Genomic DNA, 18,723 nt, shown 5'->3' with positions numbered 1-18,723 from the left:
CGGACCCGGTCAGATCGCCACGCCCTGACGTCCGGCCAGATCGACGAAGAACTGCCAGGCCACCCGGCCTGAGCGGGCGCCGCGTGTCGCCTGCCATTCGATTGCCTCGGCCCGCAAGGTCTCGGGCGCGACAGACACACCATATGCTGCGCAATAGCGGTCGATCATCGCAAGATATTCATCCTGATCGCAGGGGTGGAAGCCGAGCCAGAGGCCGAAACGGTCGGAGAGCGAGACCTTTTCCTCGACCGCCTCGGAGGGGTTGATGGCGCTGGAGCGTTCGTTTTCGATCATGTCGCGGGGCATCAGGTGGCGGCGGTTGGAAGTGGCATAGAACACCACGTTCTCGGGCCGTCCCTCGATCCCGCCGTCCAGAACCGCCTTGAGTGACTTGTAATGCTGGTCGTCATGGCTGAACGAAAGATCGTCGCAGAACAGGATGAACCGCTGCGGCGCGCTGCGCAGGTGGTTGAGCAGACGCGCGACCGAGGGCAGATCCTCGCGCTGAAGCTCGACCAGTTTCAGATCCGGGAACTCGGGCTGAAGGGTGCCGTGCACCGCCTTGACCAGGCTTGATTTTCCCATTCCGCGCGCCCCCCAGAGAAGGGCGTTGTTGGCCTTGAACCCGGTGGCAAAGCGGCGGGTGTTGTCCAGGAGCGTGTCGCGCGAGCGGTTAATGCCCACCAGCAGGTCAAGATCGACCCGGCTGACATCGCGCACCGGTTCCAGCCGTTCCGGCCCCACATGCCAGACAAAGGCGGGCGCGCTGGCGAAATCGGGGGCGCGCAGGGGGGCCGGCGCCATGCGTTCAAGGGCCTCGGCAATGCGGTTGAGCGCGTCGTTGTCCATGTCTCTCCTCCCTGCGGTCGGGCACAGAAACCATGTTCGCGGCGGCGCGGCAAGGGCCGGATTGACCGTTTTGTACCGGTCCCAAAGGCGGGATTGACCGTTTTGTACGGCATTGGACAGGGTGCGAGACGGCTTGATCGGCGCGGATCGGGCTGACACTCTGCAAGGCCGGGGCAAGCGGAGGGCGTGATGCTGGGGTTCCTGACATTGATACTGGTGTGCCAACTGGCCGGGGAACTGGCGGTGGGCGCGCTGAACCTGCCGGTCCCGGGGCCGGTGCTGGGCATGCTGGCGCTGTTCGCGCTGCTCATGATCCGGGGCGAGGTGCCCGAGGTGCTGGAACAGACGGCGGGCGGGTTGCTGCGGGCGATGTCGCTGCTGTTCGTGCCGGCGGGGACCGGGGTGATGCTGCACTTCCGCCTCCTGGGCGAGGCGCTGGTGCCGCTGGGGGTGGCGCTTGTCGTCAGCACGCTGGCCACCATTGCGGTGACCGCGCTGTTGATGCGCTGGCTGGGCCGGGGAGAGCAGCGCGATGGGTAGTCTTGCCGAAACCTGGGTCTATCTCAGCGCCTCGCCACTGTTTCACCTGACGCTGACGCTGGTCGCCTTTCAGGCGGCAAGCTGGCTGTTCGAAAGGGGCGGCCGCAGCCCGTTCCTGAACCCGGTGCTGGGCGCGGTGCTGATCGTGGTGGCGGTGCTGGTGCTGACGGGAACGGATTACGCCACCTATTTCCAAGGCGCGCAATTCGTGCATTTCCTGCTGGGCCCGGCGACGGTGGCGCTTGCCGTGCCGCTCTATCGTCAATGGCACCGGGTCAAGCGCTCGGCGCTGGCGATCACGGTCAGCCTGTTGTGCGGGTCGCTGACCGCGATCCTGACGGCGGTGGCGGTGACCCGGCTGATGGGCGGATCGGGGGCCTTGCTGGCCTCGGTTGCGCCCAAATCGGTGACGGCGCCGGTGGCGATGGCCATTGCCGAGGAACTGGGCGGGCTGCCGTCGCTGACGGCGGTACTGGTGATCGTGACCGGCATATTCGGGGCCATGTTCGGGCCGATGCTGCTGAACCTGCTCGGCATCCGCGACTGGCAGGCGCGCGGGTTGGCGATGGGGACCGCCAGCCACGGCATCGGCACCGCGCGGGCCTTGCAGGTGAACGAGACGGCGGGCGCGTTTTCGGGGCTGGCCATGGGGCTGAACGCGGTGGCCACCGCGCTGCTGTTGCCGCTGCTCTGGGCGCTGCTGCTGCGGTTCGGCCTGGTCTGAGCCGGTCTGAAAGGACAAGCGGCGCCCCGTCGGAGCGCCGCCTGATCAGACCCAAGGTTGGAAGATCAGGACTTGCCCTCTTCCTCGTCGAACTCGGCCATCAGCGGATCGTCGAATTCCTCTTCGTCGTCATAGTAGCCGTCGGCGCGCAGCTGGGCCTCGCGTTTCTTTTCGACCCGGGCCACCAGGAAGATCGAGATCTCGTAAAGCCCGTAGACCACCACGAAGAGGATCAGCTGGGTCACCACGTCCGGCGGGGTCACCAGTGCCGCCAGCACCAGGATCGCCACAACCGCGTATTTGCGCACGCTGCCCAGCCCCTCGGCGCTGACCAGCCCGGCCTTGCCCATCAGGGTCAGCAACACGGGCAGCTGGAAGCACAGGCCGAAGGCCATGATGAACTTGAGCGTGATGTCGAGTGATTCGTTAACCTTGCCGAAGAAGGTGATCTTGACCCCTTCGGAGGTTTCGGGAACCACCGCCACGTCTGTGGACACCTCCCCCGCCGCCCCCGACAAGAGGTTGGCAAAGATCGAGCTGACATCGGCAAAGCCCAGGAAGAACTGCATCGCCAGCGGTGTGACCACGAATTGCGCAAATGCCGCGCCCAGAAGGAACATGAAGGGCGAGGCAATCAGGAAGGGCAGGAACGCGCCCTTTTCCGAGCGGTAGAGCCCGGGCGCGACAAAGCGCCAGAGCTGGTAGCCGATCACCGGAAAGGACAGCGCGAAACCGAACACCATCGAGATGCGGAACAGGGTGAACAGGTATTCCTGCGGCGAGGTGTATTGCAGCGTGGGCGACGGGTCGCCCAGGTCGCGCAATGTCGCCTCGATGGGCGCCAGCAGGAACTGGAGGATCGGCTCGGCCACGACAAAGGCCAGCACGATCCCCACGATAAAGGCCATGACCGCGCGGATAAGCCGGGTGCGCAACTCGGCCAGATGCTCGATCAGCGGGGCGGAAGTGTCGTCGATCTCGTCGGTCTTGCTCATGTCTCGGTTCCGGGTTTCAGCGCGGCCTCGGCCTCCCTGGCCTTTTCAAGCTCGGCCGTGGCCTCGCGCAGGCGCCGCTCGGCCGCGACGCGGGCCGTGGCGGCCTGGATCTTCTTGGCCTGCTCGGCGCGCTCGGAGGCCAGCTTGCCGGTCGCGCTGCCGGGGTCGTACTTGGTCGGGTCAATGCCGGTGCGCAGGTCGCTGGCGGCCTTGCGCACTCCGTCCAGGGCCGAATCCACCGGGTTGGTGGCGGTCTTGATTCCCTTGGCGATATCCTTGACCCCCGCCTCATCGGCGGCGTCATTCATCGCCCGGCTGAATTCGCGCGCCAGCCCCCGGGCCTTGCCGACCCAGCGCCCGACATTGCGAAACAGCACGGGCAGGTCCTTGGGTCCCACGACGATCAGCGCCACGACGCCGATCACCAGAAGCTCGCTCCAGCCCAGATCGAACATATGCGGTTACGCCTTGTCCTTGTCGGTCTCGGGGGTGACGTCCTTGGCCGTCTGCGCCGCGTCTTCCTCAAGCTCCTTGGTGCCGTCGCTGACGCCCTTCTTGAAGGCGGTGATGCCCTTGCCGACCTCGCCCATGAGCGAGCTGATCTTGCCGCGGCCGAACAGCACGAGGACCACGACGGCGATGAGCAGAAGGCCGGGAAGGCCGATGTTGTTGAGCATGGAAGGTCTCCTTTGTCGTCATCGGACGCATGCCGCATCCGGGAACATGTCTGGCTCCGGGTCTAGCGGGCGGACGGGCGGCCGCAAAGAGGCAGCTGCCGCGCGGCGCCCCCGATCCCGGCAAATTTCCCGATTTTGCCGAGGAGGCTTGCCCCTCCTGACAATTTAATGTCAGTTAGTGATGGCGCATGCCGCAACACGGACGGAGGAAACCCCATGCCCCGGATCAAAGGGTCGGACCCGGTTGACGAGCAGGCAGGCCGGTGCGGAGACTGAGCCATGCGCCGCACCGACCGCCTGTTTGACATCATCAGGATCCTGCGGGACGGCAAGCTGCATCGCGCACAGGACATCGCGGACCGGCTTCAGGTGTCGGTCCGCACCATTTATCGCGACATGGACACGCTGGCCGCCTCGGGCATCCCGGTCGAGGGCGAACGCGGCGTCGGCTACATGGTGCGCGAACAGATCACCTTGCCGCCGCTGAACCTGACGACCGCCGAACTGGAGGCGCTGAACCTGGGGATGGCGATCGTGGCCGAGGCGGAGGATCCCGAACTGAAGGCGGCCGCGCAAACACTGGCGGACAAGATCGACGCGGTGCTTCCCATCCGGACCGTGGCGGAAACGGAGGCCTGGAAATTCGCGGTATACCCCTTCGCCGACGCCGCCCGAGGTCTTGCGCATATGCCGCCGATCCGGGCCGCGATCAAGGCGCGCCAGAAACTGCGGCTGCGCTATCGGCGTATCGACGGGGTGCCGACCGAGCGCACCGTCAGACCCCTGCACATGGAATACTGGGGGCGGTCATGGACCCTGACCGCCTGGTGCGAGCTGCGCGAAGCCTTCCGGATATTCCGCATCGACCTGATCGAGACGGTCACCCCCATGCCGGAACTCTTTCGCGACGAGCCGGGAAAGACCCTCGCCGACTACGTGCCCTGACGCGGTCAGGGGGCGCTGCCCCTGTCGCGTTTTCGCTTCTTTCTGGTTCGAAATACTCCCGCCGGAGGCACGGACCAAAGGTCCGTAATGTTCATTTCAGATAGGGTTCGGGATCGTAGCTGTCGAATCCCTTGCGCACCTCGAAATGCACATAGGCATTGTCGCCGTCGCGCAGCCGGGCGATCTTCTGGCCGCGTTTGACGGTGTCACCCTTGTTCACCTCGATGCCGTCCACATTGGCATAGACCGTCAGCAGGTTGTCCTGATGACGGATCACCACGATCGGCACCTGGTCGGCATCCGCGGTGATCGCCGCGACGGTGCCCGCTTCGGCGGCGCTGACGGCACTGCCGGGCGCGCCCGCGATGTCGATCCCGTCGTTCTTGCCCTTGGAATAGGGCCGTACGATCTTGCCCTTCACCGGGAAGGCCAGTTGCGAGGTGCTGCCCGAGGGCGCGCCGACAGAGACGTCGGGGACAGCCGGGGCGACTGCGGCGACTTTCTCGTCGGGCAGCGGTTTCGTGGCGCTGGGCGGCATCGGCGTGGGCGAGCCGACTCCGGGCGCGGTGGTCGCGGCGCCGGTCGCCGCAGCGCTCTGCGTCCTGGGCGCGGGCTGGTCCTTGACCGGGATCAGCAGGTACTGGCCTTCGCGGATCGCGAAATCGGAGCCGAGCCCGTTCCATTCGGCCAGCGCGTTGACCGGCACCTGGTAGAGGCGCGAGATCGTGTAGGCGGTTTCGCCGCGCGTCACCTTGTGTCGTACCGGTTCCGTGCGGCTGGGTTTCGCGGGAGCGGCCGCTGCGGGCCCCGAAGGTTCCAGCGTGGTGGTCTCGACCGGCGTGGTGTCGGGGGCCTGGTCGATGGCGCTGCCGGCAAGCGTCGCGATATCGACATTGCCGCCCTGTGCCGCAGGTTCTGCCACACGGCGCGGCAGCGCCAGCACCTCGCCCTCGCGCAGGCCGTCGTTCGGTTGCAGGCCGTTGAACCGCGCCAGTTCGCCCGAAGGCAGACCGACCCGATCAGCCAGCGAGGTCACTGTGTCGCCGCGCCGGGCTACTGCCACCTGGTAGTTGGGATAGGAAATCACCCCGCGCGCATCGGGTCTGGGGCGCGGCGCGGTCTTGGCGGCCTGCGCCGCCTCGGTGGTGTTGAAGGCGCCGATCTGGCCGCGCAGGTCATAGTCGAGCGGCTCTTCACAGGCGGCAAGCAACGCCAGCGCGGCACAGGCCAGGGCCGGACGGATCAGGGGGCGGAACGGAACACTCATCTCATTATCCTCAATGCTGTCCCCCATGTGGTCCGGGGGTTCGCGACATAACCGGGGCCCGGGCGTTTCAGCCTTCCTTGCCCAGCCCTTCGAGCAGCGGGACGAAACGGACCGGGCGCAATTCGTCATAATCGAAACCGGTTTCGTGACGGCGTACCCGGATCAGGGTCTGCACCGTGTCCGACTGGCCGACGGGCAGGACCATGATACCCCCGATCTTCAGTTGCGCCAAGAGCGGTCCGGGCGCGTCTTCGGCGGCGGCGGTGACGATGATGCGGTCGAAGGGCGCCTGGTCGGGAAGGCCAAACGATCCGTCCGTGGTCATGGTAGTGATATTGACAAGTTGCAGGCGCTGGAACAGCGCCTGCGCCTCGCGCACCAGGCGGGCGTGGCGGTCTACGGTGTAGACCCGGCGCGCCAGCTTTGCCAGGATCGCCGCCTGGTAGCCCGAGCCGGTGCCGACCTCGAGCACCTTGTCGCGCGGATTGACCTCCAGCGCCTGGGTCATCAGACCGACCACCGAGGGCTGGCTGATGGTCTGTCCACAGGCGATGGGCAGCGGCATATCCTCGTAAGCGCGCTCGGCGAACAGCCCGCGCACAAAGAGGCCACGGTCGACCTCTTCCATCGCCGCCAGCACGTGCCGGTCGGTCACCCCCTTGGAGCGGAGCGCGAACAGGAACTGCATCTTGGTTTCGGCGTCGGGTCCGCTCATAGGGTCGCCTGCAATGCCTCCAGCGTGTCCTCGGCGGTCAGGTCCGCGCGCATGGGCGTGACCGAGATAAACCCGTCCAGATTGACGGCGGCATCGGTATCCGGAGCGGTATGGGCCTGCTGGTCGCCGCCCTTGATCCAAAGGAAACGCTTGCCCGAGGGCGACAGGTGCGGCTCGACCGCATAGCGCGAGCCAAGGCGGAAGCCCTGGCGCACCACCCTTGTCCCCTTGACCTCGGCCGCGGGGACCGGCGGGAAGTTGACATTGAAGAACAGCCGGTAGTCGGGCCGCTCCTGCGGCCAGGCCGCAAGGATACGGCGGATCACATCGGCGCCATGGCTGTGGGCGATCTCGAACGGATCGTCGCGGCCATAGTTGCGCGGGCCGAAGTATTGCGAAAGCGCGATGGCGGGCAGACCCTGGAGCGCGGCCTCCATCGCGCCGCCCAGCGTGCCGGAATAGAGCGCGTTCTCGGCCGAGTTGTTGCCGCGGTTCACCCCCGACAGCACGAGATCGGGGGGCGCGTCCTTCATCACATCATGCAGGCCCGCCAACACGCAGTCGGCGGGGCTGCCTTCGGTCGCGAAACGCCGTTCGCCGAGCTTGGCGATCAGCATCGGATGAGTGTAGCTGATGCAATGGCCGACACCGGATTGCTCAAAGGCCGGCGCAACCACCCAGACCTCTCCCTCCGGCCCGGCAAGCTCGCCGGCCATTGCCTCGAGCGCCGCCAGTCCCGGCGCGTTGATGCCGTCGTCATTGGTGATGAGAATACGCATGTCGTCCTGCCCCGTTTCGCCCTTGATAGACGCGGGCTCCCCGCGCGGCAAGCTTGCCGGCCTCCGGATATGCGGCATTCGGGCACCAGATGGCTGCAAAACCGCAGCGATCGGAAATGGAGAGACCGATTTTCCGAAATTTCCGGAGAATCTCAGAGTCTTTGTCGTTCCGCAGGGCGGGCAGGGAACACGAAGCATCGGTCGCGCCTGATGGTCAGCCACATCACCCGGCCTGGTTCGGGAATGAACACGTTGGGCACAGTGGCCTTCAGCATCGAACCGTCGAAATCCATCCGGAACTCGACCAGGCTCTCGCTGCCCAGGAAACGCGCCCGTTCGACCATCCCCCGCGCGGCGACCCCGTCCGAGGGTGTCGGCAACGGCCCCCGGCCGCCCCGGTCGAAGTCGAGCTTCACATGCTGGGGTCGGAACACGATCTCGACATCGGTTCCGTCGGGGACGCCGGGCGCCAGGAACTGGCCAAAGGGTGTGGCGGCCAGAGCACCGTTGACTTGCGCCCTGAGCGTATTGATATCGCTGAAGAAAGCAACCGCGGCCTTGTCCACGGGACGGGTATAGACGTTGTAGGGCGCGCCCTGTTGCACGATCCGCCCGTCGCGCATCAGCGCGATCTCGTCGGCCATGCGCATCGCCTCTTCCGGCTCGTGCGTAACCAGCAGGACGGCAGCATCTTCTTCCTTCAGAAGCGCCAGGGTGTCGTCGCGGATGCCGTCGCGCAGCCGGTTGTCGAGACCCGAGAACGGCTCGTCCATCAGCATGATCCGCGGCCGCGGCGCCAGGGCACGGGCCAAGGCCACCCGCTGCTGTTCACCGCCCGAGAGCTGGTGCGGATAGCTGTCGATATGGCGCGACAGCGACACGCGCGCCAGCAACTCCTCGACACGCACCTGCTTTTCCTCGCGGCTGCCCTTCAGGCCGAACGCCACGTTGCCCGCCACGCTGAGATGGGGAAACAATGCGAAATCCTGGAACATCAGCCCGATCTCGCGCCGTTCGGGCGGGACCCGGAACATGGTGTCGCAGATCAGCTTGCCATCGACATGGATCTCGCCGCTGTCCTGCATCTCGACCCCGGCGATCATCCTGAGCGTGGTGGACTTGCCGCAGCCCGACGGCCCCAGCAGGCAGGTCACCTGCCCGGCCCGGATGGTCAGCGACACGTCGTCGACCACCCGCTGCCCGTCGAACACGCGCACCAGATTGCGGATCTCGAGCCGCGGAGGGGTCTGTCCTGCCGTCACCTGTCGGGCCTCGCTGCCTATCCCAAGCCTTTTGGTCGGGAGTTCAGGCCGGGGATAGCAACCCCGTCCCCGCAGCGCAAGGCACCCGTGCTGCCCCCCCGACAGCAGGCCCCGTGAATGGCGCAGCGCCGCCGCCCCCGCGAGCGGTCTGTCAAAAAGTGCGACTGGTCCTTCATCTTTTTCAGATACTCAGGGGGAGGCGACAAAATTCGACGAATTTTGTCAGACGGGGCAGCGCCCCCGCCCTACCCCTCCAGATCGAAACTGCCAGTGGCGCGCACCCGGCCGTTCACCTGGATCTCGACCCGGTGCGGGCCGGGCACGAGGGTGAATGTGGTGGCGTCGCCCTTCAGCCTGTGGCGTTTGTCCAGCCGCAGCCGACCGCCGGTCAGCCGCGCCTGTTTCAGCTTGTGCACCCGGGCCGATACCTTGCCCCCGGGACGCTGGAAATGCACGATGTAATCGACCAGCACCGGCAGGCCCGGTTTCCCTTCCAGCACCACGCCCAGAGCCAGTTCGTCACCGATGCGGGCGCGCCCCGGCAGGTCCAGCGTGACCGTGACAGGCGCCTCGGGGTCATATCCCAGCATGGACATCGCGCCCGGGTGGCCCGCCTTGACCAGCCCGCGCAGCGCGTGCGCGGTGATCCAGTCCCGCTCTGCCGCGCTCTGCCGCCCGGCCTCGCGCCAGGCCGCGAGCCGCTCAAGCACCAGGTCCGGGTCCTTTTTCGCGATGTCGTTCAGATGGTTGGCGACCGAGCGGGTGACATAGCGGGTGGGATCGGCGTGCAGCCGGTCGAGCAGCGGCAGCGCGGCATCGAGCGGCAGCGCGATGCCCGCGCCCCAGGGCAGCCGCGGGCGGGTGCCCTCGCTGACCAGCCGGCGCACGTGATAGCTGTCATGGTCGCACCAGTCCCGCATTCGCGCCAGCACCAGATCGGGCCAGCGGTTCAGGAACGGGCGGATCGCCCATTCCATGGAAAACCGTTGGGTCAGTTCCGCCAGCAGGTCGAGCGCCGGTTCGGGGTGTTCGATTCCCGCAACCGCCACCCATTCCCCGAGCGGCGCGAAGATGAAATCGCCGAAATCATCGTCCGTCCGGCTGGGGTCGAGCGGCGGCGGCAGGGCACGCAGGATCGCGGGCGCGACCTGCGGCAGCGCCCCCGGCAGGGTCTCGGACAGGCATTCCGCGATCCAGTCGATACGCTGTTTCAGCTCCAGCTCCGGCAGGCGCTGCATCACCCGCGCACGGAAAACCGCGCCGTCGAACTTCGGCCCGTCGAAAAGGCCGGCGAGATAGCCGACCTTTTCCGCGTTGAACAGCTGATCCTTGAGCGAGAACCCCTGGGCCATGCCTCACATCGTCAGGTTGGTGCCGCCGCCGTCGAGCAGCAGGTTCTGTCCGACGATGAAGCCCGCATGCTGCGAGCAGAGAAAGGCACAGGCGGCGCCGAATTCCTCGGACGTGCCGTAGCGGCGAGCGGGAATGGTGGCGGCGCGCTCGGCCCGCGCCTCTTCCAGGCTGATACCCTTCTGCTGCGCCACCGGGCCGTCCAGCGCATTGGCGCGGTCGGTAGCGTGGATGCCAGGCAGCAGGTTGTTGATCGTCACGCCAAAGGGCGCGACCTGGCGCGAGGTGCCGGCGACATAGCCTGTCAGCCCGGTGCGGGCGGCATTCGACAGGCCCAGCGCCGGGATCGGCGCGCGCACCGATTGCGAGGTGATGTTGACCACCCGGCCCCAGCTCTTGTCGATCATGCCAGGCAGGAGCGCCTTCATGAAGGCGATCGGGGTCAGCATGTTGGCGTCGAGCGCACGGATGAAATCGTCGCGATCCCAGTCCGACCACAGGCCCGGCGGCGGGCCGCCTGCATTGGTGACCAGGATGTCGACGCCTTGGGCCGCCTCGATCACCTGCGCCTGCCCCGCCTCGGCGGTGACGTCACAGGCGACGGTGGTGACCGTCACCCCATGCGCCGCGCGGATCGCCTCCGCCGCAGCCTCCAGCGCCTCGGCGCCGCGCGCGTTCATCACCAGATCGACGCCTGCGACCGCCAGCGCCTGGGCGCAGCCCAGCCCCAGCCCTTTGGACGAGGCGCAGACCAGCGCCTTCTTGCCCGCGATACCCAGATCCATGTCCCGTTCTCCCTCTATGGTGTCGTTGCCGCCGAGTTAGCACCAAATGCCCGGCGATCACCACCCGGCTGACCGAGATCCGCCACATTTTGGCGGCAGAATGGATTGCACTTGTGCCGGAAGCCACTCAGATTGATCATGAAAGACCTTGCCCCGCAGCCTCCGTTGGATCCCGTGACCAGACACGCGCCCGCCCAATCCGTACCCGTTTACCGCGCCGACGCCTTCGTGGTGACGAATGGCGCCAATCTGGGCGACGAGATTGCGCCGATGGACGAATTGATGCTGGACGATGTCTATGGCCTGGATCCTGTCGCGCCGCTGCGCCGCCTGGGGCTGGAGGTGCTGGCCGATGGCGCGTTCCTGGTCTCCGGGGATACCGAATGCGGGCGGCCCGGCCATGCGGTGCATCTGGATTGCGCGCTGAGCCTGATGAGCCCCGACGGCATGACCACCGACGCAATCGTGCTGGTCGAGGTCGACGCGAGCGGCCATATCGCCGATGTCTACCTCTTGCCGCTGGCGCCGCTGGCGGCCAGAACCGATTACACGCTGGTGGGTATCGACAGCGAGCGGGCACGGCAGAAATTCGCGCAGGTGGCCTGTGTCTCGTTCACGCGCGGCACCCATATCACGCTGGCCTCGGGCGCGCAGGTGCCCATTGAGGAACTGAAGGTGGGCGACCGGGTGCTGACCCGCGACGACGGGGTGCAGCAGGTGCGCTGGATCGGCCAGAGCACGGTGCGCGCGGTGGGCGATTTCGCCCCCATCGTGATCCGCGCCGGTACGCTGAACAACGACAACGATCTGGTGGTCAGCCCCGATCACCGGCTGTTCGTCTACCAGCGCCGCGACGAGATCGGCGCAGGCCAGCCGGAACTGCTGGTAAAGGCGCGGCACCTGGTCAACGGCGATACGGTCTTCGTTCAGGAAGGCGGATTCGTCGATTATTTTCAGCTTCTGTTCGACCGGCACCACATCATCTATGCCGAGGGGATCGCGGCCGAGACCATGCTGCTGGATCCGCGCACCCGGCCCGCCCTGCCCGAGGAACTGCTTGAAGAGGTGCGCCTGCTGCTGGACCAGCACGGGCGCGGCGACGGGCACGGGATCGATGTGTCAAAGCGGCTGCTGGACCGGCCGGACGCCATTGCGCTCCTGAAACGGGCCTCGACCAACCGCTGAGCCCGCTGGATCGCCGGATGGACCGCCCTTCGTCCGGCACGCCATGCAGCAAGCCGCGTGCGCATTCTTGCACGGGCGGCGCAACCTGATATACGCGCGCTCATGTTGGATATCGCCTCGAACCGCCCCGTATTGCCGCCCGAGATCGCGCGGCGCCGCACCTTCGCCATCATCTCGCACCCGGATGCGGGCAAGACCACGCTGACCGAAAAGTTCCTGCTGTTCGGCGGCGCGATCCAGATGGCCGGACAGGTGCGCGCCAAGGGAGAGGCGCGGCGCACGCGGTCGGACTTCATGCAGATGGAAAAGGACCGGGGCATCTCGGTCTCGGCCTCGGCAATGTCGTTCGATTACAAGAGCTTCCGGTTCAATCTTGTGGACACGCCCGGCCACTCGGATTTCTCCGAGGACACCTATCGCACACTGACGGCGGTGGATGCGGCGGTGATGGTGATCGACGGCGCCAAGGGCGTCGAGAGCCAGACGCGGAAGCTGTTCGAGGTCTGCCGCCTGCGCGACCTGCCGATCCTGACTTTCTGCAACAAGATGGACCGCGAAAGCCGCGACACGTTCGAGATCATTGACGAGATCCAGGAAATGCTGGCCATCGACGTGACCCCGGCAAGCTGGCCCATCGGCCAGGGCCGCGATTTCATCGGTTGTTACGACATCCTGCGCGACCGGCTGGAGCTGATGGACCGCGCCGACCGCAACAAGGTCGCCGAGAGCATCGAAATCAATGGGCTTGACGACCCCAAGCTGGCCCAGCACGTGCCCGCGCACCTGCTGGAGAAGCTGCACGAGGAACTGGAGATGGCGCGCGAGCTCTTGCCCGCGCTCGACCCGCAGGCGGTGCTCGAAGGACATATGACGCCGATCTGGTTCGGCTCGGCCATCAACTCGTTCGGGGTCAAGGAACTGATGGAGGGGATCGGGAAATACGGCCCCGAACCGCAGGTGCAGAGCGCCGAGCCAAGGCAGATTTCCCCTGATGAGACAAAGGTTTCCGGCTTTGTCTTCAAGGTTCAGGCGAACATGGACCCCAAGCATCGCGACCGGGTGGCCTTTGTCCGGCTCGCCTCAGGCCATTTCCAGCGCGGCATGAAGCTGATGCATGTGCGGTCGAAGAAACCAATGGCGATCTCGAACCCGGTGCTGTTCCTCGCCTCGGACCGGGAACTGGCCGAGGAAGCCTGGGCTGGCGACATCATCGGCATCCCCAACCACGGGCAATTGCGCATCGGCGACACGCTGACCGAGGGCGAAGCGCTGCGGGTGACCGGCATCCCCTCGTTCGCGCCGGAATTGTTGCAGGGCGTGCGCGCGGGCGACCCGATGAAGGCCAAGCACCTGGAAAAGGCGTTGATGCAATTCGCCGAGGAAGGCGCCGCCAAGGTGTTCAAGCCGATGATCGGCTCGGGCTTCATCGTGGGCGTCGTCGGCGCGCTGCAATTCGAGGTTCTGGCCAGCCGGATCGAGCTGGAATACGGGCTGCCGGTGCGGTTCGACGGGTCGCAATTCACCTCGGCCCGCTGGGTGGCGGGCGACAAGGCGGCGCTGGACCGGTTCGTCAACACCAACAAACAGCACATCGCCCATGACCACGACGGCGACATCGTCTACCTGACCCGGCTGCAATGGGATATCGACCGCGTGGTGCGCGATTACCCCGAACTGAAGCTGACCGCCACCAAAGAGATGATGACCTGAACCGCGCCCTGCCCTAAGCTGCGCGGGCAGGCAACGGACAGGGACAGCGGGCATGGGCGACAAGGGCGTGACCTGGGGCGTGGTGGCGACCGTAAAGGCGCCCCAACGCGATATCCAGCAGTTCGCCGCCTGGCACCTGGAACTGGGCGCGCACCGGCTCTACCTCTATCTCGACGAGCCCGACCCTTCGGTATTCGCCCGGCTCAAGGCGCACCCGCGCATCCGGGTCTGGGCCTGTGACGACAGCTATTGGAGCCGCCGCAAGCTGGCCCGCCCCGCCAAGCACCAGGCCCGCCAGACGATGAATGCGCGCCATGCCTATAACCGTGCCGAGGTGGACTGGCTGGCGCATATCGACGTGGACGAGTTCATCTGGCCCGAAACCCCGCTCGCCGGCCTTCTGGATGCGTTCGGCCCCGAGGTGCTGTGCGCCCGGATGCGCCCGCTCGAGGCCCTGGCCGGTGACGACACGCTTTACAAGGCGTTCATCCCCGGCGGACCGGCGCGGGACGAGACGGTACGGCGGCTCTATCCCACTTACGGCGCCTTCGTCAAAGGCGGCTTCATGAGCCATGTGGCGGGCAAGGTGATCGCACGCACCGGACTGGAAAAGGTCGATTTCCGCATCCACAACATCTTTCGCAACAAGGAGATGAACCCAGGTCAGGTGGAGCTGGACAGCGTCGACTTGTTGCACCGGCACGCTGCCGACTGGGGCCACTGGATTTCCGCCTACCGCTATCGCATCGCCAAGGGCTCGTACCGGCCGGACCTGGCCCCCAATGTCCCGCGCGAGGCGGGCGGTATCAGCATGCACGAGCTGCTGAGTTCCATCGAAGAGGCGGATGGCGAGGCCGGGCTGCGTGCCTTCTTCGACGAGATGAACGCCGTTTCACCCGAAGGACGCGCACGCCTGGAGGCCGCCGGAATGCTGAAACGGCGCCGCCTCGACCTTGAGGCGGCAACCCGGAAGCAGTTCCCCGATTGATCCATTGACGTTTGCCAATGCGCAACAATGAGCGCGAATTCCGGTGCTGCAGATGCAACATTTGACGATGGCAGGGGTTTTTGATATGCCCCGCTCAGCCGTAGCGCGCCCGACAGGCGCAGCGCCCATGACGGGCCCGGCAAAACGACAGACGCGCGGGCCCGGTGAGTGTCCGCATATATCGGACACACATGACAAAATTTTCTGATCTGAACCTGAATCCCAAGGTCCTCAAGGCCGTAGAAGAAGCCGGTTACGAAACCCCCACCCCGATTCAGGCAGGCGCAATTCCTCCCGCTCTGGAAGGGAAAGACGTGCTGGGCATCGCCCAGACCGGCACCGGCAAGACCGCAAGCTTTACCCTGCCGATGATCACCCTGCTGGCCCGTGGCCGCGCCCGCGCCCGGATGCCGCGCAGCCTGGTGCTCTGCCCGACACGGGAACTGGCCGCGCAGGTCGCCGAGAACTTCGACACCTATACCAAGCATTTGAAACTGACCAAGGCTCTCCTGATCGGCGGCGTCAGCTTCAAGGAGCAGGATGCGCTGATCGACCGGGGCGTCGACGTGCTGATTGCCACGCCGGGCCGGTTGCTCGATCATTTCGAGCGCGGCAAGCTCCTGCTGACCGGGGTGCAGATCATGGTGGTGGACGAGGCGGACCGTATGCTCGACATGGGCTTCATCCCCGATATCGAGCGCATCTTCAGCCTGACGCCGTTTACCCGCCAGACGCTGTTCTTCTCGGCCACCATGGCGCCCGAGATCGAACGCATCACCAACACCTTCCTCAGCGCGCCCGCGCGCATCGAGGTGGCCCGCCAGGCGACGGCGTCGGAAACCATCGAACAGGGCGTGGTGCAGTTCAAGGGCAGCCGCCGCGACCGCGAGGCCAGCGAGAAACGCGCCGTTCTGCGGGCGCTGATCGACGCCGAGGGCGAGAAATGCACCAACGCGATCATCTTCTGCAACCGCAAGTCGGATGTGGATATCGTCGCCAAGTCGTTGCAGAAATACGGTTATGACGCGGCGCCGATCCATGGCGATCTGGATCAGAGCCAGCGGACCCGCACACTGGACGGGTTCCGCGAAGGCAAGGTGCGCCTGCTGGTGGCCTCGGACGTTGCCGCGCGCGGCCTCGACATTCCCAGCGTAAGCCATGTGTTCAATTTCGATGTGCCCGGCCACCCCGAGGATTATGTGCACAGGATTGGCCGCACCGGCCGTGCGGGACGCGCCGGCAAGGCGATCACCATCTGCATCCCGCGCGACGACAAGGCGCTCGATGCGATTGAAAAGCTGATCCAGAAGGAGATCCCGCGTCTCGAAAATCCGGTAAAGCTTGAAGAGTTGCCGGAGACCAAGTCGCGCCGCGACGATCGCAGGAGCAAGTCCGACAAACCGCAGCGGGACACGGAAAAGCGCGCCGACAAGGCACCGCGTGAGGACAAGCGCGACGCCCGTAGCGAAGAAAAGCAAGACCGTCCCCCACGGCAAGAAGAAAAACGCAATCGCGAACGGAACGAGGACCGCGGCGCGCGCGTGGTAGGCATGGGCGACCATCTGCCCAGCTTCATTGCGCTGAGCTTCGAGGAACGCCGGGCAGGATAATCCGGCACCGTTTCAGGGGGCTCTGCCCCCGTCGCCTGACGGCGACTCCCCCGGAGTATTTTTGACCAGAAAGAAACCAAAACGCTGCGGCTTCTTTCTGGTCACAAATACTCCGGAGCGCGAGGCAGGGCCTCGCAAAAGACGCCGCGCGGGACGCGCGGCCCGCCCAATCCCAAACTGGTTTCTGCCAGGAGAAACCCGGCGCCGGCGCAGAAGCCTCTGGTCAGATGGTCAGCACAAGCGCCAGGATCGACAGGCCCAGCAATCCCATACCGGCGATCTCGCGCCCTGTTATGGTTTCCCGGAAGAACAGCATCGAGGCCATCAGGCTGAAGAGCAACTCGACCTGGCCTAGCGCCTTGACATAGGCCGCGTTCTGCAAGGTGAAGGCGAAAAACCAGCAAAAGGACCCGCCGAGGCTGGTCAGCCCGACGAAGGCGGCTGTATCTCGCGCGGCCCAGACGGCAGCCAGTTGTGCCCGGTCGCGCACCCAGAGCCAGAGCGCCATCGACACCAGCTGGAACGACACCACTGCGGCAAGCGTCACCAGCGCCCGGAACCAGGGGGCGATATCGCCCAGTTCCAGCGAGGCCGCCCGGTAGCTGACCGCGGAAAAGGCGAACAGCACCCCCGACCCCAGCCCAAGTTGCGAGGCGCGGTTGGTCAGGTGGCGCCACCAGGCGCCGCTGCCGCCGGGCGCCCTGGACAGGACCAGCACCGCCGCCAGCCCCAACAGGATCGCACCGAGGGCGCCCCAGGACACGCCCTCGCCCAGGATGACGAAGCCGACGATCGCGGTCTGGATCACCTCGGTCTTCTTGAAGGTAATGCCGACCGCGAAATTGCGCTGCTTGAACAGCGCCACCACGCAGATTGTGGCAAGGATCTGGGCGGTGCCGCCGATGGCGGCGAAGAGCCAGAACCGCAAGTCCAGCAGCGGCAGGTCATGGCCGCCCGCAGTGGTGGCTATCAGCAGCGCAGCCAGCGCCAGCGGCGCCGAATACAGAAACCGGGCGAAGGTTGCCCCGGTTGCCGACAGTTTCACCGTCGCCAGCGATTTTTGCAGCATGAACCGAACGGTCTGAAACAGCGCGGCGGCGAGGGTGACGGGAATCCAGAGGCTCATGCGCTCCTTGTGGCCTCAAATCAGGAATTTGGCCAGAAGGGATGCGGCACCGGGTCCTTGGCGCGCCAGAAATAGCGGCGGAATACCTCGGCATAGGAGCGGTAGCAGTAGCCCTCGTTGCAGGCCAGGTAGCGGTCCTTGCCGGCGCGGTAGAGCGCGGGCAGCGCGTACCAGGACGCGCCGGGGTTCATGTGATGCACCACGTGGTAGTTGTTGTTGAGAAACAGGAAGGCCAACGGCCCGCGGTCCTCGATCACCACCGTGCGGGCGCGGGATTTCTCATGCGCGCGATGTTCCAGGAAGGTGCGGATCTTGAGCAGGCCAAGACCGATATAGACCGACAGCACGAAGGCCCAGACCGGCATGGGCGACAGCCACACAACCCAGAGCACCGCCGCCATGCCCGGCAGGTGCAGGGCCCAGGCGAGCAGGATGTCGCGGTCGCCGCGCAGCGCGCCGCGTCCTTCGTCGCGGAAGAACGTCACCTGCCCGATCAGCGGGCCCAGCGCCATGCGCCCCATCAGCGTGTTGTTCATCGCGTAGAGGCGCCGTTGCCAGCCGGGCAGACGCGACCAGACAGCGGGGTCCAGGTAATTGCTTTCGGGATCGTCATAGGGGTCGGTCAGGTTGGCGTCCTGGTGATGGGCGAGGTGCAGGTCGCGGAACCGGTTGTAGGGGATGCACAAGGTCAGCGGCAGCGCCATCAGCGCCTCGTTCAGCCAACGGAAGCGGAACGGGTGGCCGTGCAGCGCCTCGTGCGTCAGCGAGGAATGCAGCGCTGCCACCAGGCCCATCACCGGCACCGCGAGCCAGAGCGACAGGTCCGCCAGCCAGAAGACGGCCACGAGCCAGGCGGCGTAGCAGCCGAGGATCAGCGCGAAGGTGCCCCATTCGGGGCTGTTTGGCAGGCGCGGCTCAGACATGGCGGCCCCAGCGGATACCGGCCCAGATGCGCTCGTAGACAAGGTATAGGGTGAAGCCCAGCGCCGTGTTCACCAGCGCCAGCGTGCCGCCGATGGCGGCGGACCCGGTTGCCGCAAGCCCCACCAGGGTCATTGTGACAAGACCCATCAGGTTCCAGACAACCGCCTTTACGACCGATCTTTTTCGCGTTTCCATTCCGCCTCCTGCCCGCGCTTTCACGAAACTGTTACTGCGCGGCGATGGTCGCTGGAATTCGGAATATGATTAACAAAACTCAGCAACTGTGATATTT

At 65.9% G+C, this 18,723-nt stretch carries 20 protein-coding genes; 7 read left to right on the top strand and 13 right to left on the bottom strand.

Annotation, left to right across the window (positions count from 1 at the left end; all coding sequences use genetic code 11):
* Window positions 1–9: 9 nt before the first annotated feature.
* On the bottom strand, window positions 10–849 hold the full coding sequence (locus BLT75_RS16295) for an ATP-binding protein (protein ID WP_093034059.1): 840 nt from the start codon (window positions 847–849) through the stop codon (window positions 10–12).
* 189 nt (window positions 850–1,038) lie between these two features.
* On the opposite strand from BLT75_RS16295, the gene BLT75_RS16290 reads away from it, so the two are divergent.
* Both BLT75_RS16290 and BLT75_RS16285 read left to right on the top strand, forming a co-directional pair.
* A complete protein-coding gene (locus BLT75_RS16290; protein ID WP_093034056.1) occupies window positions 1,039–1,389 on the top strand; it encodes a CidA/LrgA family protein in 351 nt (116 codons plus the stop codon).
* Window positions 1,382–2,113, top strand: a complete 732-nt coding sequence (locus tag BLT75_RS16285) for an LrgB family protein (RefSeq protein ID WP_093034053.1) — start codon at window positions 1,382–1,384, stop codon at window positions 2,111–2,113. The genes BLT75_RS16290 and BLT75_RS16285 overlap by 8 nt, the downstream gene beginning before the upstream one ends.
* A 65-nt stretch (window positions 2,114–2,178) precedes the next feature.
* Here the strand turns inward: BLT75_RS16285 and tatC are convergent, their stop codons facing one another.
* From tatC to BLT75_RS16270, 3 genes are read right to left on the bottom strand one after another with little or no spacing between them, the layout of a single operon-like run.
* A complete protein-coding gene (gene tatC, locus BLT75_RS16280; protein ID WP_093034050.1) occupies window positions 2,179–3,108 on the bottom strand; it encodes a twin-arginine translocase subunit TatC in 930 nt (309 codons plus the stop codon).
* Window positions 3,105–3,563, bottom strand: a complete 459-nt coding sequence (gene tatB, locus BLT75_RS16275; RefSeq protein ID WP_093034047.1) for a Sec-independent protein translocase protein TatB — start codon at window positions 3,561–3,563, stop codon at window positions 3,105–3,107. Before tatB ends, tatC begins: the two co-directional genes overlap by 4 nt.
* A 6-nt stretch (window positions 3,564–3,569) precedes the next feature.
* Window positions 3,570–3,785, bottom strand: coding sequence for a twin-arginine translocase TatA/TatE family subunit (locus tag BLT75_RS16270; RefSeq protein ID WP_093034044.1), 216 nt, complete (start codon window positions 3,783–3,785; stop codon window positions 3,570–3,572).
* A gap of 279 nt (window positions 3,786–4,064) precedes the next feature.
* Here BLT75_RS16270 and BLT75_RS16265 point away from each other — a divergent pair, with 279 nt between their 5' ends.
* On the top strand, window positions 4,065–4,730 hold the full coding sequence (locus BLT75_RS16265) for a helix-turn-helix transcriptional regulator (RefSeq protein ID WP_093034041.1): 666 nt from the start codon (window positions 4,065–4,067) through the stop codon (window positions 4,728–4,730).
* A 91-nt stretch (window positions 4,731–4,821) separates the two neighbouring features.
* Here BLT75_RS16265 and BLT75_RS16260 read toward each other — a convergent pair whose 3' ends face one another.
* From BLT75_RS16260 to BLT75_RS16235, 6 genes are all read right to left on the bottom strand, one after another.
* Window positions 4,822–5,997, bottom strand: coding sequence for a LysM peptidoglycan-binding domain-containing M23 family metallopeptidase (locus BLT75_RS16260; RefSeq protein WP_093034205.1), 1,176 nt, complete (start codon window positions 5,995–5,997; stop codon window positions 4,822–4,824).
* Between the two features lie 67 nt (window positions 5,998–6,064).
* Entirely contained in the window at window positions 6,065–6,712 is a 648-nt protein-coding gene (locus tag BLT75_RS16255) for a protein-L-isoaspartate(D-aspartate) O-methyltransferase (protein ID WP_093034037.1), read from the bottom strand.
* Window positions 6,709–7,491: a 5'/3'-nucleotidase SurE gene (gene surE, locus BLT75_RS16250; protein WP_093034202.1), complete on the bottom strand. Its 783-nt coding sequence runs from the start codon at window positions 7,489–7,491 to the stop codon at window positions 6,709–6,711. The genes BLT75_RS16255 and surE overlap by 4 nt, the downstream gene beginning before the upstream one ends.
* Window positions 7,492–7,643: 152 nt before the next feature.
* On the bottom strand, window positions 7,644–8,753 hold the full coding sequence (locus tag BLT75_RS16245) for an ABC transporter ATP-binding protein (RefSeq protein ID WP_176828089.1): 1,110 nt from the start codon (window positions 8,751–8,753) through the stop codon (window positions 7,644–7,646).
* Window positions 8,754–8,998: 245 nt separating this feature from the next.
* On the bottom strand, window positions 8,999–10,105 hold the full coding sequence (locus BLT75_RS16240) for a hypothetical protein (protein WP_093034030.1): 1,107 nt from the start codon (window positions 10,103–10,105) through the stop codon (window positions 8,999–9,001).
* Between the two features lie 3 nt (window positions 10,106–10,108).
* A complete protein-coding gene (locus BLT75_RS16235) occupies window positions 10,109–10,888 on the bottom strand; it encodes an SDR family oxidoreductase (protein WP_093034027.1) in 780 nt (259 codons plus the stop codon).
* A 138-nt stretch (window positions 10,889–11,026) separates the two neighbouring features.
* Between BLT75_RS16235 and BLT75_RS16230 the strand changes: the two genes are divergently transcribed.
* From BLT75_RS16230 to BLT75_RS16215, 4 genes are all read left to right on the top strand, one after another.
* Complete coding sequence (locus BLT75_RS16230; RefSeq protein WP_176828087.1) at window positions 11,027–12,073, top strand: Hint domain-containing protein; 1,047 nt, start codon at window positions 11,027–11,029, stop codon at window positions 12,071–12,073.
* Between the two features lie 102 nt (window positions 12,074–12,175).
* Window positions 12,176–13,783 carry a peptide chain release factor 3 gene (locus BLT75_RS16225; RefSeq protein WP_093034024.1) on the top strand — a complete coding sequence of 536 codons (1,608 nt, stop codon included), beginning with the start codon at window positions 12,176–12,178 and terminating at the stop codon, window positions 13,781–13,783.
* A 52-nt stretch (window positions 13,784–13,835) separates the two neighbouring features.
* Window positions 13,836–14,771, top strand: coding sequence for a glycosyltransferase family 2 protein (locus BLT75_RS16220; RefSeq protein WP_093034021.1), 936 nt, complete (start codon window positions 13,836–13,838; stop codon window positions 14,769–14,771).
* Between the two features lie 191 nt (window positions 14,772–14,962).
* Complete coding sequence (locus BLT75_RS16215) at window positions 14,963–16,381, top strand: DEAD/DEAH box helicase (protein WP_176828085.1); 1,419 nt, start codon at window positions 14,963–14,965, stop codon at window positions 16,379–16,381.
* A gap of 223 nt (window positions 16,382–16,604) precedes the next feature.
* Here the strand turns inward: BLT75_RS16215 and BLT75_RS16210 are convergent, their stop codons facing one another.
* From BLT75_RS16210 to BLT75_RS16200, 3 genes are read right to left on the bottom strand one after another with little or no spacing between them, the layout of a single operon-like run.
* Window positions 16,605–17,507, bottom strand: coding sequence for a DMT family transporter (locus tag BLT75_RS16210; protein ID WP_093034018.1), 903 nt, complete (start codon window positions 17,505–17,507; stop codon window positions 16,605–16,607).
* Between the two features lie 20 nt (window positions 17,508–17,527).
* The gene (locus BLT75_RS16205) at window positions 17,528–18,430 is read right to left on the bottom strand and encodes a fatty acid desaturase (RefSeq protein WP_093034015.1); all 903 of its coding nucleotides are present in this window, start codon (window positions 18,428–18,430) and stop codon (window positions 17,528–17,530) included.
* On the bottom strand, window positions 18,423–18,626 hold the full coding sequence (locus BLT75_RS16200; RefSeq protein ID WP_093034012.1) for a DUF2061 domain-containing protein: 204 nt from the start codon (window positions 18,624–18,626) through the stop codon (window positions 18,423–18,425). Before BLT75_RS16200 ends, BLT75_RS16205 begins: the two co-directional genes overlap by 8 nt.
* Window positions 18,627–18,723: the final 97 nt, after the last annotated feature.

The sequence above is a fragment of the Ruegeria marina genome (genome assembly GCF_900101475.1).
GTDB classification, from domain to species: domain Bacteria; phylum Pseudomonadota; class Alphaproteobacteria; order Rhodobacterales; family Rhodobacteraceae; genus Ruegeria_B; species Ruegeria_B marina.
The sequence above is the reverse complement of the archived record's forward strand: the minus strand, read 5'-3'. Positions and strand labels throughout refer to the sequence as shown.

Excerpts from the sequence above, each read along its gene's own strand:
- BLT75_RS16230 (WP_176828087.1), top strand. The coding sequence starts at position 11,027 with ATGAAAGACCTTGCCCCGCAGCCTCCGTTGGATCCCGTGACCAGACAC.
- BLT75_RS16200 (WP_093034012.1), bottom strand. The coding sequence starts at position 18,626 with ATGGAAACGCGAAAAAGATCGGTCGTAAAGGCGGTTGTCTGGAACCTG.
- BLT75_RS16205 (WP_093034015.1), bottom strand. The coding sequence starts at position 18,430 with ATGTCTGAGCCGCGCCTGCCAAACAGCCCCGAATGGGGCACCTTCGCG.
- BLT75_RS16210 (WP_093034018.1), bottom strand. The coding sequence starts at position 17,507 with ATGAGCCTCTGGATTCCCGTCACCCTCGCCGCCGCGCTGTTTCAGACC.
- BLT75_RS16290 (WP_093034056.1), top strand. The coding sequence starts at position 1,039 with ATGCTGGGGTTCCTGACATTGATACTGGTGTGCCAACTGGCCGGGGAA.
- BLT75_RS16260 (WP_093034205.1), bottom strand. The coding sequence starts at position 5,997 with ATGAGTGTTCCGTTCCGCCCCCTGATCCGTCCGGCCCTGGCCTGTGCC.
- BLT75_RS16235 (WP_093034027.1), bottom strand. The coding sequence starts at position 10,888 with ATGGATCTGGGTATCGCGGGCAAGAAGGCGCTGGTCTGCGCCTCGTCC.
- BLT75_RS16285 (WP_093034053.1), top strand. The coding sequence starts at position 1,382 with ATGGGTAGTCTTGCCGAAACCTGGGTCTATCTCAGCGCCTCGCCACTG.
- BLT75_RS16265 (WP_093034041.1), top strand. The coding sequence starts at position 4,065 with ATGCGCCGCACCGACCGCCTGTTTGACATCATCAGGATCCTGCGGGAC.
- BLT75_RS16255 (WP_093034037.1), bottom strand. The coding sequence starts at position 6,712 with ATGAGCGGACCCGACGCCGAAACCAAGATGCAGTTCCTGTTCGCGCTC.
- surE (WP_093034202.1), bottom strand. The coding sequence starts at position 7,491 with ATGCGTATTCTCATCACCAATGACGACGGCATCAACGCGCCGGGACTG.
- BLT75_RS16295 (WP_093034059.1), bottom strand. The coding sequence starts at position 849 with ATGGACAACGACGCGCTCAACCGCATTGCCGAGGCCCTTGAACGCATG.
- BLT75_RS16225 (WP_093034024.1), top strand. The coding sequence starts at position 12,176 with ATGTTGGATATCGCCTCGAACCGCCCCGTATTGCCGCCCGAGATCGCG.
- BLT75_RS16270 (WP_093034044.1), bottom strand. The coding sequence starts at position 3,785 with ATGCTCAACAACATCGGCCTTCCCGGCCTTCTGCTCATCGCCGTCGTG.
- BLT75_RS16240 (WP_093034030.1), bottom strand. The coding sequence starts at position 10,105 with ATGGCCCAGGGGTTCTCGCTCAAGGATCAGCTGTTCAACGCGGAAAAG.
- BLT75_RS16215 (WP_176828085.1), top strand. The coding sequence starts at position 14,963 with ATGACAAAATTTTCTGATCTGAACCTGAATCCCAAGGTCCTCAAGGCC.
- tatB (WP_093034047.1), bottom strand. The coding sequence starts at position 3,563 with ATGTTCGATCTGGGCTGGAGCGAGCTTCTGGTGATCGGCGTCGTGGCG.
- tatC (WP_093034050.1), bottom strand. The coding sequence starts at position 3,108 with ATGAGCAAGACCGACGAGATCGACGACACTTCCGCCCCGCTGATCGAG.
- BLT75_RS16220 (WP_093034021.1), top strand. The coding sequence starts at position 13,836 with ATGGGCGACAAGGGCGTGACCTGGGGCGTGGTGGCGACCGTAAAGGCG.